This is a genomic window from Halorubrum sp. CGM5_25_10-8B (genome assembly GCF_005435095.1).
Classification (GTDB): domain Archaea; phylum Halobacteriota; class Halobacteria; order Halobacteriales; family Haloferacaceae; genus Halorubrum; species Halorubrum ezzemoulense.
The window spans coordinates 206,832-220,579 of the sequence record NZ_SGTY01000006.1 but is presented as its reverse complement, the minus strand read 5'-3'; the positions used below and the strand labels follow the sequence as shown (position 1 = coordinate 220,579).

Here is a 13,748-nt window from a genome sequence, read left to right as displayed (position 1 = left end):
CCCTCAACGAGCGAGCCCCCCCCAACGAGCGAGCCTGTCAGCGCGAGCGAAGCAGGGTGAGGTCGGTTACTCGCCCCCGCTGCAGACGAGGACCGGCCGTTCGGTGTCGAGGATGACGCTCTGCGTGACGCTGCCGAACAGGACCTTCCCGGTTGGGGTGCGCTTCCGCCCGGCGACGACGATCTGGTCGGCGTCGTACTCGTCGGCGACGTTGAGGATCGCTCGGGCCGCGTCGCCGCCGTACCCCTCGGGCGTCACCTCGATCCCGGCGTCTTCGAGTCGCGACCGAGCGACCCGAACTGACTTTACCTGTTCGACGGTGCCCCCCTCCCTGTTCTCGCTGAACGAGTGGACGAGGACCGCCGTCACGTCGTCCGTCTCCAGCGGCATCGACGCGATCGTCTCGGCTTGCGCGCTGGCCCGGTCCTCGTCCGCGTCGATACCCACGACAAAAGTGAACATGCGACAGTCGTTGCGGCACTCGCATTTGACTGTTTCGGCGGACCGGATCGCTCCGCGCGGTGCTCTCGAGCGCCGCGGCGACCGAATGACCGCCCGCAGGCGAGTGAATCCATCCCTAATGATTATGTAGTACGTTGCTCTGGGTGGTAGGTAGATACTCATGACAAATGATAACACAGGGGATCCGACGAGGCTGTACCGGCGGCGCAACGTCCTGAAGAGCGGTGCCGCCGGAGCGGCGACGCTGGCGCTCGCCGGATGTATCGGCGGCGGGGACGGCGGAGACAGCGGAAGCGGCAGCGGCGGCGGAGGGAGCGGGGGGATGCCCGATTCCGTTACGGTGCCCGGGATATACGACGAGAGCGGCGCGACTTCCGACGTGGGCCGGCCGACGGCCATCGGCTCTCGCGACACCATCACGTACATCAACGAGAACGACCTGTTCGACGTGAGCATCGACCATCCGAACAACGACTACGCCTACGAGGTGCCGCAGGCCCAGCAGTACTACCAGCAGTACACCTCGGAGTCGTCGCCGCCGCTGATCATCGGCTGGGGGACCGCCGACACCGAGGCGCTGGCGGGCACCGTCGCGGACGACGAGGTGGTGTACGTCTCCGCGTCCTACTCCGCGAACCTCGTCACCGAGGAGTTCCCGTACAACTTCTTCGGGAACCTCGATTACACCAGCCAGGCCCGCGCCCACCTGCGGTGGATCGCGGACAACGACCCCGAGGCGACGGTCGGGTTCATCTTCTCTAACACGGCGTTCGGGCGGTCGCCCGTCGAGGGCGGCAAGCAGTACGCCGAGGAGCTCGGGCTCGACGTGGCCTCGGACATCAACCTCCCGCTGACCGCCAACTCCGCGACCACGCAGCTCAGACAGGCCCGCGACCAGGAGATCGACTACCTCATCCACCAGAACACGTCCGCGCCGATGCGGGTGCTCTTGGAGGACCGACAGGACATCTACCCCGACCTGACGGTGTGCGGCCTGACCTACACCGTCGACGAGCGCGTGGTCCAGCAGTCGCCCGACATCTTCGAGGGCGTGCGATACGTCAACGCGTTCCGAACGTTCCAGGGCGCTCTCGACAGCGGCGGCCGGGGCGCGGAGATCATCGAGGCGAACTTCGAGCGCGAGGGGCGCAGCATGGACGACCCGGAGGTCGCCCAACTCAACTACGTGCGCGGCGTGATCCACGCGCTGCTCGCGCTGAAGGGCCTGCAGAACGCGGCCGAGGCCGGGAACGACGTCACGACCGGGCCGAACGTCAGACAGGGGATGTTCGGCATCGAGGACGACGACATGTTCGGCCTCGCCGAGCCGTTCAGCTACGCGGAGGACGACCGGCGCCCGACGATGAACGGGCGGCTGTTCGAGGTCACCGACGGCAGCCTGAGCTTCGACACCAGCGTCGAACTGCCCCGTCGCGACTCCTGGATCGGACTGTGATGGCGACCGACGAGCAAACGACCGCGGACGCGACGGCCGCGGCGGGCGACGGCGATCCACCGGTCGTCGAACTCGACAACGTCGAGATCGTCTACGACCGGCACTTCCTCGCCGTGCAGGGCGTCTCGATGTCGGCCAGCGAGGGCGACATCGTCGCGCTGCTCGGCCCGAACGGCGCCGGGAAATCGACGATACTGAAGATGATCAGCGGCATCGGGCGGAGCGAGCGCGGCGAGGTCACGCGGGGTCGCGTTTTCCTGCGCGGCGAGGACGTGACCAACTACGGCGCCAACGAGATGGTCGGCCGCGGCATCACGCACATCCTCGAAGGCAGGCGGGTGTTCGAGGACCTCACCGTCGAGGAGAACCTCCGGTGCGGGCTCTACCGCGAGGGCCGCCGGTTCCGGTTCGACGAGGACGACTACCAGATCGCCTTCGAGTACTTCCCGCAGTTGGAGGACATCTTAGACCTCAAGGCGGGCTACGCCAGCGGCGGGCAACAGCAGATGCTCGTCATCGCGCGAGCGCTCATCCACCGGCCGAACCTGCTCCTGTTGGACGAGCCGTCGCTCGGCCTCGCGCCGAAACTTGTCAGGGACATCTTCGAGACGCTCGTGGAGATCAACAGGAAGGAGGACATCACGATGCTCATCGCCGACCAGAACGCCAAGCGCACCCTGGAGATCGCCGACTACGGCTACGTCATGGAGAACGGGCAGATAGAGCTTCACGACCCGGCCGACGATCTCGTCCAGCGCGAGGAGATCAAGGAGTTCTACCTCGGCACGTCCAGCGAGGACTCCCGCTACACCGACATCAGGCACTACAAGATCCGCAAGAGGTGGACCTGATGAGCGCCGATCAGGAGGCCGAGACGCGGGCGGCGGCGCTCAGAGGCGGGACTCACGTTTCTCCCGAGGACGCCGCGATCGGCTGCCGGAACGTGACCAAGACGTTCGGCTCGATCACCGCCGTCGACGACGTGGACCTCGGTGTCGCCGACGGCGAGTGGGTGTCCATCGTCGGTCCGAACGGGGCCGGGAAGACCACGCTGTTGAACATCCTCAACGGTTTCTACACGCCCGACGCCGGGAGCGAGGTGTTCCTGAACGGCGAGGAGGTCAGCGGCAGGCCGGAACACTACCGCGCGCGCCACGGCATCGGGCGGACGTTCCAGGGCTTGGAGCTGTTCGAGAGCGAGGACGTCTTAGAGAACGTGATGACGACCCGGGCCGTCGCCGAGCGCCCGAACGTACTCTCGGCGATGCTGTACTACGGGACCGGCCGGAAGACGGAGGCCGAGAACATGCGGTTCGTCGAGGAGATACTCGACTACCTCGAGCTCTGGGAACACCGCCACACGACGGTGTCGACGCTGCCGCTCGGCGTCCAGCGGCGCGTTGACCTCGCCCGCTCGCTCGCGCTCGAACCGGACGTGCTCCTACTCGACGAGGCGATGAGCGGGCTCACCTTCGACGAGAAGTACGACATGATCCGCTTCCTGACCGACCTCCACGAGGAGGAGGGGCTGACGCTCGTGATGATCGAGCACGACCTCGAAGTCGTCACCGCCGTCTCCGAGCGGATGATCGTCATGCAGAAGGGCGGCGTCATCGCCCGCGGGCCGCCCGAGGAGGTGACGAACGACCCCGAGGTCGCCCGCGTCTACACGGGGGTCGAGTAGATGGCGGCCGACAACGCCGAGAGCGAGGGCGTCGCGTCGGGCGACTCCGACGACTCGGGGCTCTCCGTCGAGCGCGTCCTGACCGCGCCGGAGGGCGAGTCGGTTCCCATCGTCTCCGACCGGGCGCTCCCCGAGATCCTCATCGACCACGCCGCCGAGCATCCTGACGACATCGCCCTGCGCTGGAAGCGGTACGGAGTCTGGCAGGAGTTCACTTGGGAGGAGTACTACGACCGGGTGGAGCGGTTCGCGCTCGGCTTAGAGGAGTACGGGTTCGGCGACGAGGACGTGCTGTTCACCATCGGCTACAACCGCCCGCACCAGCTGTGGGCGTGGATCGCCGCGCAGTCCCTCGGCGGGATGGCGGCCCCGAACTACGAGGACATGCTGCCCGAGGACATCGAGAAGCAGCTCCGACTGCTCGAGCCCGAGGTGGTGTACGCGGAAGACCAAGAGATGGTGGACAAGCTCCTCCTCGTCTCGGGCGACGTGCCGTCGCTGTCGACCATCATCTACCGGGACGACAAGGGGATGTTCCGGTACGAGAACGGCGAGAAGACCGAGCCGGGCGACCCGGAGATCGTCGCCTACGAGGACGTCGAGGAGCGCGGCCGCGAGCGCCGCGAGTCCGGGGCCGTGAGCGACGACTACCTCGCGTCCGAGATCCAGGCCGTGCCCGCGGAGGCGACCGCGATGCTCGCGCCCACGTCGGGGACGACGGGGATGCCGAAACGCGTCCGGCTCTCGCATTTCAACCTCGTGAACCTCGCCAACGCCGCCATCGACATCGACCCGCTGCCGAAGGAGTCGGACTACTTCTCCTACCTCCCGATGGCGTGGGTGGGCGAGCAGATGATCCTGCTCGCGGCCGCGTTCGTCGCCGGCTGGACCGCGAACTTCCCCGAACAGCCCGAAACGGAAGAGGAGGACCTCCGCGAGATCGGCCCGGAGATCATCTTCTCGTCGCCGAAGCGGTACGAGGCGTGGGTCGCGGATATCAAGGCGAAGGTCGAGAACACCACCCGGTTCAAGCGCTGGGTGTACGAGAAGGCGACGAGCATCGGCGAGAAGTACGCCGAGTACGTCATCGGCGACAGGAACGACGAGGAGCCGCCGGCGTGGCTGCGCGGTGCCCACTGGCTGTCGTACTGGGTGGCGTACCGCCCGATACTCGACAAGATCGGGCTGAAGCGCGCGAAGAACGTCTACACCGGCGGGGGCCCGCTCGGGGAGGACCACTTCGAGTACTACCACGCGATGGGCGTCCCGCTCAAGCAGATCTGGGGGCAGTCTGAGGTGTGCGGCTTCGTGACGATGCACCGCGACGACGATGTCCAGGTCGAGACGGTCGGCGAGGTGTTCCCGAACGTCGAGGTGGGCATCACGCCGGGCGGTGAACTCCTCGTCCGCGGCCCGGTCGTCACCTCCGGCTACTACGGGATGCCGGAGAAGACGGAGTCGGCGTTCGAGGACGGCTGGCTCCACACCGACGACTTCGGCGCGCTCACCGACGACGACCACGTGCGGATCTTCGACCGGATGGACGACGTGTTGGAGATGAGCGACGGCACCGCCGTCGCGCCGATCAGCGTCGAGACGAAGCTGAAGTTCAACCCCTACGTGAAGGAGGCGATGGTCGTCGGCGACGACCGCGCCGAGCTCACCGCGGTGCTGAACATTCGGTACGACAACGTCGCGGAGTGGGCCGACCAGCGAGACATCCAGTACGCGGGGTACAGCGACCTGACGCGGAAGGAACCGGTCTTAGAGCTGCTTCGCGGAGTGGTCGCCGAGACCAACGAGGACCTCGACAACCCGATCCGGCGGTTCGTGCTCCTGTTCAAGGAGTTCGACGCCGACGACGGGGAGCTCACCCGCACCGGGAAGCTCCGCCGCGAGGTCGCCGTGGACCGGTACGGCGACCTCGTGACCGCCCTGTACGACGGCAGCACCGAGATAGCAATGGAGCTCACGATCACGTACCAAGACGGCAGAGAGTCCGATGAACGCGGCGTCATGCGCATCGTCGACGTGGACCAACCGGTCCTCGACGACGACCGCGAACTGGAGGTGAGCTAGATGGTCGACTGGGTCACGTTCATCGACATCTCGCTGAGCGGACTCGGACTGGGCGCGCTGTACGCGCTCGTGGCGATGGGCTTCTCGCTCATCTACAAGGTGACCGGCGTCCTGAACTTCGCGCAGGGCCAGATCGCGATGATCGGCGCGTACGGGGTCGTGGTCTTCGGCACGGCCACCGTGCTCCCGGCGGCGATCCCCGCGTGGGCCGCGGTGCTCGTGACGGTCCTGCTCGGCCTCGTGCTCGGGCTGGCGCTCGAACGCGTCGTGTTCCGCCAGTTCATCGGCGAACCGGTGCTGTCAGTCATCATCGTGACGCTGGCGCTCGGCAGCATCCTCGAGGGCGTCGTCTTCTTCCTGTACGGCCAGAACGCGCAGGCGTACCCGTCGGCGCTGACGTTCGGCGGCCAGCTCAGCCTCCCGCTAGGCACCTCGATACAGGCGGCGTACGCCATCGCCGTCGCCATCGCGCTCGTCGTCGTCGCCGTGCTGATGCTGTTCTTCCGCGAGACCGTCACCGGGTCGATCCTCCGGGCGTCGGCCAGCGACGAGCAGGCGGCGATGGTGCTCGGCGTCTCGATCGAGCGCACCATCGCGCTCGCGTGGACGCTCTCGATCGCCATCACCGCCATCGGCGGCATCCTGCTCGCGACCTCCAGCGGCGGGGCGGCGGTCTCCATCGAGAACACGGGGATCATCATCTTCGCCGCCGTCGTGTTGGGCGGCCTCGACAGCATCCCCGGGGCGTTCATCGGCTCGATCGTCGTGGGCGTCCTCCAGGAACTCGGCTCGTACTACCTCGTGGGCGGCACGGCGGTGTACGTCCCGTTCACGGACGTTCAGGCCAACTTCGGCGCGGGGTTCGGGGAGATACTCCCCCTCATCCTCCTGCTCGTCGTCATCCTGGTGAAGCCGTACGGCCTGTTTGGCACCGAGCGGATAGAGAGGCTCTGACCATGAACGGACACAGTTCGCGCGCCACGCGGCGCTCCGGCGGCGTACCGACGACTCGAACGGCCGCGGCCGAAGGGGGGTGGTCGCATGCCCTGCGGTGAGTACTTCACCGACTACGAGTCGCGGATGGGCCTCGTCCGGTGGCGGACGCAGAAGATCGCGCTCGCCCTGGGGCTGCCGATCCCCTTCATCGCGCCGTTCCTGCTCGGCGGCGGGACCGTGACGCTGCTGACGCAGGCGTACATCTTCGCCATCGCGGTGTTGGGGCTCAACGTCATCCTCGGCTACGCAGGCGAGATCGTGCTCGCGCAGGGCGCGTTCATGGCCATCGGCGCGTACAGCACGAGCAGGCTGCTCGCCGTCGGCGCGGGGCTGTTTCCGGCGCTCGCCGTCGGCGGCCTGATCTCCGCGCTGGTCGCGGTCGGCTTCGGCCTCCCGTCGTTCCGGGTCAAGGGGTTCTACATCGCCATCTCGACGCTGGCGCTCCAGTTCATCGCCGAGGAGTGGTTCTTCGTGAACCCGCAGCTCGCGTTCATCCACGGCGGAACGACCCAGTCGGTGCCCTCGAACGTGGGCCTCGTCGGCCCGGTCGGCGCCCTCGGCACGACCATCGACAAGTACCTGCTCGCGCTGGTGCTGTTGTTAGTGTTCGCGTTGCTGTCGCTGAACCTCTCGCGGACCGGGATCGGAAAGACGTTCCGCGCCATCCACGAGAACGACCTCTCCGCGTCCGTCCTCGGTGTCAACGTGTTCAAGAACAAGCTGCTCGCGTTCGCCATCGGCGGGTTCATGATCGGTGTCGCGGGCGGGCTGTTCGGGTTCCAGATCGGCTTCATCAACGCGGAGTACTTCACCCTCGGGCTCACGCTCGAACACTACGTCATGCTGCTGTTCGGCGGCCTCGGGCGCGTGTGGGGGGCGCTGCTCGGCGTCGGCGTCGTCACGCTCGTGCAGGACTACCTCAACGACGGGCTGAACTACCTCGCCGACCTCACGGGAACCAACGCGACCGCCCTGCTGCCGGTGTTCTTCGGTTCGATCATCATCGTCGTGCTCGCCGTCGAGCCGAAGGGGGTGTTGGCCGGGCTGGGCAAGATCAAGGAGTACCTGCGCACGTGGCCGTTCGCGTACTGAGCGCGACGGCCCGCGCGCCGCGATACGGTCGCGTCGCTCCCGTCTGACCTGACGCGATCCGTCTGATCTGACGCGGTCGACTTCGACGCCCCGCCCGTGACGGAGATTTATGTGCCAGTTTTTCGTGTGTTAACGCGATGTACGACGACAGCACACTGGCTGCGGTCGGGGAGCAGTTGGAGCGGGTCGCCGACCGCGACTTCTACGCCGAGAAGTTCGCGGACGCGGGCGTCGACCCGACGGCGGTTGACTCGTGGGCCGACTTCCGGTCGCTCCCGTTCACCACGGCGGGGGAGCTCGAGGCCGACTTCGAGGCCGCGCCGCCGAGCGGGTCGCTGTACGACGGCGCAGCCATGGTCACGTTCTCGCCGATGGGCGAGCAGCTGCGACCGGTGTTCGACACGGCCGACGACCTCGAGGCCCAGGCCGCCGCCAACGCGGACGTGCTCGAACGCGCCGGCGTCGAGCCCGGCGACCGCGTCGTCAACACGTTCGGTTACGAGCTGTTCGGCACCGGGTACGTGCTCCATCGGGCGCTCGAACGCCTCGGCGCGGAGGTGTTCCCGCTCGGCCCCGGCGACTCCGAGCAGGCCGCCGCCACCATCGAGGCGTACGACGTGGACGCCGTCGTGGGCAACCCGAGCTTCGCGCTGAAGATCGGCGCCGAGGGCGGCTCGGTCGACACGTTCGTCGGCGCGGGCGAGCCGTTCACGTCGATCCCCGGCCGCCGCGAGGCGGTCAAGGACGCGCTCGACGCCTCGACCGCGGTGGACTACTTCGGTACGCGGCACATCATGCCCGTCGCGGCCGAGACCGCGGCCGAGGACGGCCTCCGCGTCGTCGACGACTACGCGGTGGTGGAGGTCGTCGACCCGGACACCGGCGAGGTGCTGGACGCCGGCAAGCGTGGGGAGGTCGTCGTGACGCACCTCAGAAAAGCGGGGGTTCCCCTTGTGCGCTACCGGACCGGCGACCTCGCCGAACTCGCGGTCCGGGACGGGACGGTCGTGCTGCCCGACGGCGTCATCGGCCGCACGGACGAGCGGCTGAAGGTCAAGGGCGTGAAGGTGTACCCGGAGAGCATCGAGACGGTGCTCGCCGGCTTCGAGGGACTGACCGGTGAGTACCGCGTCGAAGTGTCCCAGCCCGAGACCACCGACCGCCTCGTCGTGATCTGCGAGGGCGAGGCCGACGCCGACGAACTGCGCGCGGCGCTCGGCGACCGCCTCATCGTGACCCCGGACGCCGTCGAACTGGTCGCCGACCTCGACGAGCCCGGCGTCGTGGACGAGCGGTACTAAGCGCCCGCCGAGCATCGGCGTCGCTCAGTCGCCGTCGAGGAGGCGGCATCGTCGCTCAGTCGCCGTCGAGGAAGCGGCGCGCGGTCCGAGAGAACATGTTCCGTTGCGCTTCGACCGGGAGATCCCGCGCAAGCAGGTGCTCTCGTTCCCGGGCGTACGGATACGGAATGTTCGGGTAGTCGGAGCCGTACATGACCGACTCCGAGAGCTCGATCAGCGTCTCGTCGGCGACCGTCGCCGGGTCGAACTCCATGTACGTCTCGGCCACGCTCGACATGGCGAAGGTGGTGTCGAGGAAGACGTTGCCGTTGTCGCGGGCGAGTTCGACGAACGCGTCCACCTCGTACGTCCCCATGTGCGCGGCGCACACCCGCACGTCCGGGTAGGAGGCGAGAAACGACTCGAAGCGCTCGACGCCGACGTGGGGGCTGTCCTCGAACATCGGCGCCGTCCCGGCGTGGAGCAGGACCGGCACGTCGCGGGCGGCGACGGCCTCGTAGGCGGGGTCGAGCCGCGGGTCGTCGGCCGCGAACCCCTGGACCGGCAACTGGAGCTTCAGGCCGCGGGCCCCGGCGTCGAGGGCGTCCGCGACGACGGTCCCCGGGTCGTCGTCGCCGGCGTGGACGGTGGCGAACGGGACCGCCATCTCGGAGTCCGCGGCAGCCTCGATCACCCACTCGTTGAGGTCGGCCGCCGTCCCCGGGCGCGAGGCGTACGGGAGCGCGACGTACCGCTCGACGCCGGCGGCGGTCAGTGCCGCTTCCATCCGGTCGCGGTCGGTCGGGTGGTCGAACGTCCAGCCCGCGGCCTCGCCCAGCGCCTCTCGGATGGCGGCCATCAGCCGCTCGGGCATCAGGTGGACGTGCGCGTCCACGACGCCGTCGACGGGGAACTCAGTCATCGGTGAGCTTGTAGACGCCCGTGCCGGTCGCGCAGACAGCGTCCCCGGACTCGACTTCGACGCTCGCCACGCCGATGTCGGCGCCGCGGCGGTCAACCGTTGCCGTCGCGTACAGCGGCTCCCGGCCGGCGGCCTCGAGGTAGTTCACGCGGAGGTCGATGGTGGGCGTGAACGCCTCGCGCCCGCCGACGAAAACGGCGGCGCCGGCGAGGTCAACGAGCGCGCTCACGACGCCCCCGTGGACCGCGCCGAGGTCGGGGTTGCCCACGAGCCCGGGATCGAACGGCAGCTTGACGCTGGCGCGCTCGGGTGTCACGGCGAGCACCTCCAGGTTGTGCCGCCGGTGGAAGGGGACCTCGCCGTACAGCCGCTCCACGACCGCCGTCCGGTCTGCCTCTCCCGAACTCGGCGCCGGCCGGCGGTCGCTGTCGCCGGCTCCCGGACCGGCGTCGCTCGGGTCGGGCATGCGTGTGCCAACGCACGGCACGCCCCCGCATAAATCAACCGCCCAGGTCGACGAGACCGTTCGAGACGTTGGAGAGCAGCGAAGCGATGGGTAGTCCGGGGGAACGGCTTTGTGGTCACGGCGCGCGCTTGGGGGTATGAACGAGGACGCGATGCGACGGTTCCCCGTGCCCGACTACGAAGACCTCCCCGAGGACCTCCGCGACCGCATCGACGAGGAGACGGAAGACGCCGGATTCACGCCGAACGTGTTCTCGGCGTTCGCGTACAAGCCCAGCCACTTTCGGGCGTTCTTCGCGTACCACGACGCGCTCGTGTCCGACACGCCGCTGGCTCGGGAGGAGGTCGAGATGATCGTCGTCGCGGTGTCGGGCGCGAACGACTGCCTCTACTGCGTGGTCGGCCACGGCGCGCTCTGTCGGATCTACGCGGGCGCGCCGAAGCTCGCCGACCAGCTCGCCACGAACCACAGGCAGGCCGACGTCTCCGACCACCACATGGCGATGCTCGACTTCGCCGTCACGCTCACCGAGTCGCCCGAGGCCGTGACTGACGAGGACGTACAGCGGCTCCGAGACGCCGGCTTCTCCCCGGAGGAAGTGTGGGACATCGCCTCCGTGGCGGCTTTCTTCAACCTCTCCAACCGCATGGCGACCGTCGCGGACATGCGTCCGAACGACGAGTTCTACGCGATGGGGCGCAGCGACTGACCGCGCCCGCGCCGCCGACGCGCCGCCACCGACGACGCACCGCCACCGCCGACGCGCCGCCACCGCCGACGCGCCGCCACCGACGACGCGCCGCCACCGACGAGGACGGCTCGCGACCGGTCCGGAACCCGTTTGAACCTCGGCGACCTCGAATCGGCCATGCGGGAAGTGACGTTCCGGATCCACCACGCGGGGGAGCCGGAGTGCGAGGTGAGCGCGCGCCACCCGGAGGTGCGGTACCGGTCCGTCTCCTCGATGACCGGCAGCGGGTCCGAGCGCAAGCGGATCGCCGAGCTCACCGGTCCGGCGGCGGAGATCGCGGCGTTCGTCGAGGACTTCCGCGAGTTCGACCTGATCGTGTCGGCCGAGCCGCTCGCGCCGATCGAGGGCGCCCACGCCTACGTCGCACTGACGATCGACGTCTCGGCCGCCGACTGGGACGGGATCGGCGAGCGGTTCTCGCGGCTGGGGATCCACTACCGGACGGGGACGACCATCTCCGGCGGCGTCGAGCGCTGGACGGCGTACCTGGAGGACGACGACGACCTCTCGGCGGTGATGCGCGAGCTCGAACGCGGCGGGAACGAGGTGGAACTGGCGCGGAACGTGGAGCTCGCGTCCATCGAGCGCTCGCCGCAGCTCCCCGCGTCCGGCCTCCTCGACGGGCTCACCGACAGGCAGCGCGAGGTCCTCGCCACCGCGATCGCCGCGGGCTACTACGACCACGGCGGCGGCGTGGGCGTCGAGGAGGTCGCCGCCGAACTCGGCCTCGGCTCGACGACCGTCTGGGAGCACCTCTCTCGCGCCGAGTCGTCGGTGATGAACGCGCTGTTCGATCGCTTCGCGGAGGGCGAGCCGATCGACGCCGCGTACGGGGGAGACCGGACCGACTCGTCGTGAGCCGGACTGATCGCCCGCGAGCGGGGCCGGACCAACGCTTTTGTAGCTTCGGGACGGAGCGCCGCGTATGGACGAGGGAACGGTGACCGTGCCGGACGAGCAGTACGAGCGGCTCGCGGCCCTCGCCGCCGCCCGCGGCGTGAGCCCCGAGACGCAGTTAGCCCGGCTCATCGACGACGCGTACGCCGGCCTCGACGCGGACGGCGACGCCCCCGAGTCGCTCCCGCTCGGCGTCTGCGACGGTTCCGACGAGGAGTGAGCCGAGCGGCGGCCTGACGAGTCGTCCGCGAGCCGCCGCGCCGGACTCGGGGTCGGCGCCCCGCCCCGCCGGTCCCCTCGCGGCCACGCCGAGAGGCGCTCGCCGAGGACCGACGAGACGCTCACGACAGGTTAAGAAACGATCCGCCCGGAGGGCGTCGGGACCTCTCTACGACCGCTACCGTGTTTCGAGACGATATCGAGCGGGTCCTTCGAGACCGTCAGCAGCGCGACGGCTACCTCTTCCCGGCGTACGAGGACTACTGCTTCGGGAACGTCCCGGACACCGTCCGATCGGTGCTCGACGCCGGCGGCCGCCGCGCCCTCCCGAGCGACGTGTTCGACGGCGTCGAGACGGACGTGGACACGGTCGTCCTCCTCCTCGTCGACGGGTTCGGCCTCGACGGCTGGAAGCGCCACCGCCCACGGTGTGACCTCCTCGACCGGCTCACCGAGGCGGGAACGGTGACCCCGCTCACCTCGGTCTACCCGTCCGAGACCGCGGCGGCGATCACCACGCTCGAGACGGGGCGACTCCCGTGCGAACACGGGTGCGTCGGGTGGAACGTCTACGACCCCCGGTTGGACACGGCGTTCCTGCCGCTCGGGGGGGATGTGAAATCGGGCGCGGCGGCGGAGCGAGTCCTCGAGGGGTCGGTCGTCGGATGCGAGTCGCTCTACGCTCGGATGCGCGACGCGGGGGTCGACTGTCACCGCCTCCAGCCGTTCGACGCCGGCGGCGAGGACGTGACCCAGCACGTCTACGACGGCCTCGGTTCGTTCGGCGAGCGCCTGTCGGCGGCGGTCGCGGCGAGCGGCGACCCCGGATACGTCTACGCGTACGTGCCGCACGTCGACCACGTCTCCCACGCCGAAGGCACCGACGGCCGGGCGTACGGCGAGACGGTGGCGACCGTCTGCGAGCAGGTCACCGCCGCTCTGCGGCGGGTCGATCGGCGGACCGCGGAGCGGACGCTGCTGCTCGTGACGGCCGACCACGGCCACGTGAACACGGACCCCGACGCCAATCTCGACCTCTCGGCGAACGAGGCGGTGACGGGGAACCTCCGACGGCACGCCGACGGCACGCCGGTCAAGATGTCCGGCAGCCCCCGCAACGTTCACCTCCACCTGCGACCGGGAACGGTCCCGGACGCGCGGCGAGCGCTCTCGGACCACGACGCGCGGACGTTCACCCGGCGGGAGGCGATCGACCGCGACCTCTTCGGCGACCGCCCGGTCTCAGACCGGTTCCGACGGCGCTGCGGCGACCTGATCGTCACGCACCGCGACTCGGGAGTGTGGTTCGGCGACGTCGAGCCGGAGAAACTGTCGTACGTCGGGATGCACGGCGGGCTCAACCCGGCGGAGATGCTGGTCCCGTTCGCGGCGGCCCGCGCCTCGGCGCTCGACTGACGCGGCGCGCGGTCCGGACTCGACGCCG

14 protein-coding genes are annotated in these 13,748 nt (G+C 69.0%); 11 read left to right on the top strand and 3 right to left on the bottom strand.

Going from position 1 to position 13,748, the window contains the following annotated elements; all coding sequences use genetic code 11:
• Positions 1-66: 66 nt before the first annotated feature.
• Positions 67-462, bottom strand: coding sequence for a universal stress protein (locus EXE51_RS07860; RefSeq protein ID WP_049930521.1), 396 nt, complete (start codon positions 460-462; stop codon positions 67-69).
• A 160-nt stretch (positions 463-622) separates the two neighbouring features.
• Between EXE51_RS07860 and EXE51_RS07855 the strand changes: the two genes are divergently transcribed.
• From EXE51_RS07855 to EXE51_RS07825, 7 genes are all read left to right on the top strand, one after another.
• Positions 623-1,918 carry an ABC transporter substrate-binding protein gene (locus EXE51_RS07855; RefSeq protein WP_080508555.1) on the top strand — a complete coding sequence of 432 codons (1,296 nt, stop codon included), beginning with the start codon at positions 623-625 and terminating at the stop codon, positions 1,916-1,918.
• Positions 1,918-2,769 (top strand): ABC transporter ATP-binding protein, encoded by an 852-nt coding sequence (locus tag EXE51_RS07850; protein WP_049930523.1) that lies wholly within the window; start codon positions 1,918-1,920, stop codon positions 2,767-2,769. The genes EXE51_RS07855 and EXE51_RS07850 overlap by 1 nt, the downstream gene beginning before the upstream one ends.
• Complete coding sequence (locus EXE51_RS07845; RefSeq protein ID WP_129452547.1) at positions 2,769-3,602, top strand: ABC transporter ATP-binding protein; 834 nt, start codon at positions 2,769-2,771, stop codon at positions 3,600-3,602. The genes EXE51_RS07850 and EXE51_RS07845 overlap by 1 nt, the downstream gene beginning before the upstream one ends.
• On the top strand, positions 3,603-5,681 hold the full coding sequence (locus EXE51_RS07840) for an AMP-binding protein (RefSeq protein ID WP_137692368.1): 2,079 nt from the start codon (positions 3,603-3,605) through the stop codon (positions 5,679-5,681).
• On the top strand, positions 5,682-6,635 hold the full coding sequence (locus EXE51_RS07835) for a branched-chain amino acid ABC transporter permease (protein WP_049930529.1): 954 nt from the start codon (positions 5,682-5,684) through the stop codon (positions 6,633-6,635).
• 87 nt (positions 6,636-6,722) lie between these two features.
• Positions 6,723-7,769 (top strand): branched-chain amino acid ABC transporter permease, encoded by a 1,047-nt coding sequence (locus EXE51_RS07830; protein WP_049930531.1) that lies wholly within the window; start codon positions 6,723-6,725, stop codon positions 7,767-7,769.
• 137 nt (positions 7,770-7,906) lie between these two features.
• On the top strand, positions 7,907-9,070 hold the full coding sequence (locus tag EXE51_RS07825) for a phenylacetate--CoA ligase family protein (RefSeq protein ID WP_049930533.1): 1,164 nt from the start codon (positions 7,907-7,909) through the stop codon (positions 9,068-9,070).
• A 55-nt stretch (positions 9,071-9,125) separates the two neighbouring features.
• Here the strand turns inward: EXE51_RS07825 and EXE51_RS07820 are convergent, their stop codons facing one another.
• Positions 9,126-9,971: an amidohydrolase family protein gene (locus EXE51_RS07820; protein ID WP_089308222.1), complete on the bottom strand. Its 846-nt coding sequence runs from the start codon at positions 9,969-9,971 to the stop codon at positions 9,126-9,128.
• Positions 9,964-10,437 (bottom strand): PaaI family thioesterase, encoded by a 474-nt coding sequence (locus tag EXE51_RS07815; RefSeq protein WP_049930535.1) that lies wholly within the window; start codon positions 10,435-10,437, stop codon positions 9,964-9,966. Before EXE51_RS07815 ends, EXE51_RS07820 begins: the two co-directional genes overlap by 8 nt.
• Before the next feature lie 136 nt (positions 10,438-10,573).
• Between EXE51_RS07815 and EXE51_RS07810 the strand changes: the two genes are divergently transcribed.
• The 4 genes from EXE51_RS07810 (at position 10,574) to EXE51_RS07795 (ending at position 13,720) form a co-directional block, all read left to right on the top strand.
• Positions 10,574-11,146: a peroxidase-related enzyme gene (locus EXE51_RS07810; protein ID WP_049930536.1), complete on the top strand. Its 573-nt coding sequence runs from the start codon at positions 10,574-10,576 to the stop codon at positions 11,144-11,146.
• 159 nt (positions 11,147-11,305) lie between these two features.
• Positions 11,306-12,046: a helix-turn-helix domain-containing protein gene (locus EXE51_RS07805; RefSeq protein WP_094580003.1), complete on the top strand. Its 741-nt coding sequence runs from the start codon at positions 11,306-11,308 to the stop codon at positions 12,044-12,046.
• A 67-nt stretch (positions 12,047-12,113) separates the two neighbouring features.
• On the top strand, positions 12,114-12,305 hold the full coding sequence (locus EXE51_RS07800) for a hypothetical protein (RefSeq protein ID WP_049930539.1): 192 nt from the start codon (positions 12,114-12,116) through the stop codon (positions 12,303-12,305).
• Between the two features lie 182 nt (positions 12,306-12,487).
• Complete coding sequence (locus tag EXE51_RS07795) at positions 12,488-13,720, top strand: alkaline phosphatase family protein (protein WP_137692367.1); 1,233 nt, start codon at positions 12,488-12,490, stop codon at positions 13,718-13,720.
• The last annotated feature ends 28 nt before the right edge of the window (positions 13,721-13,748 follow it).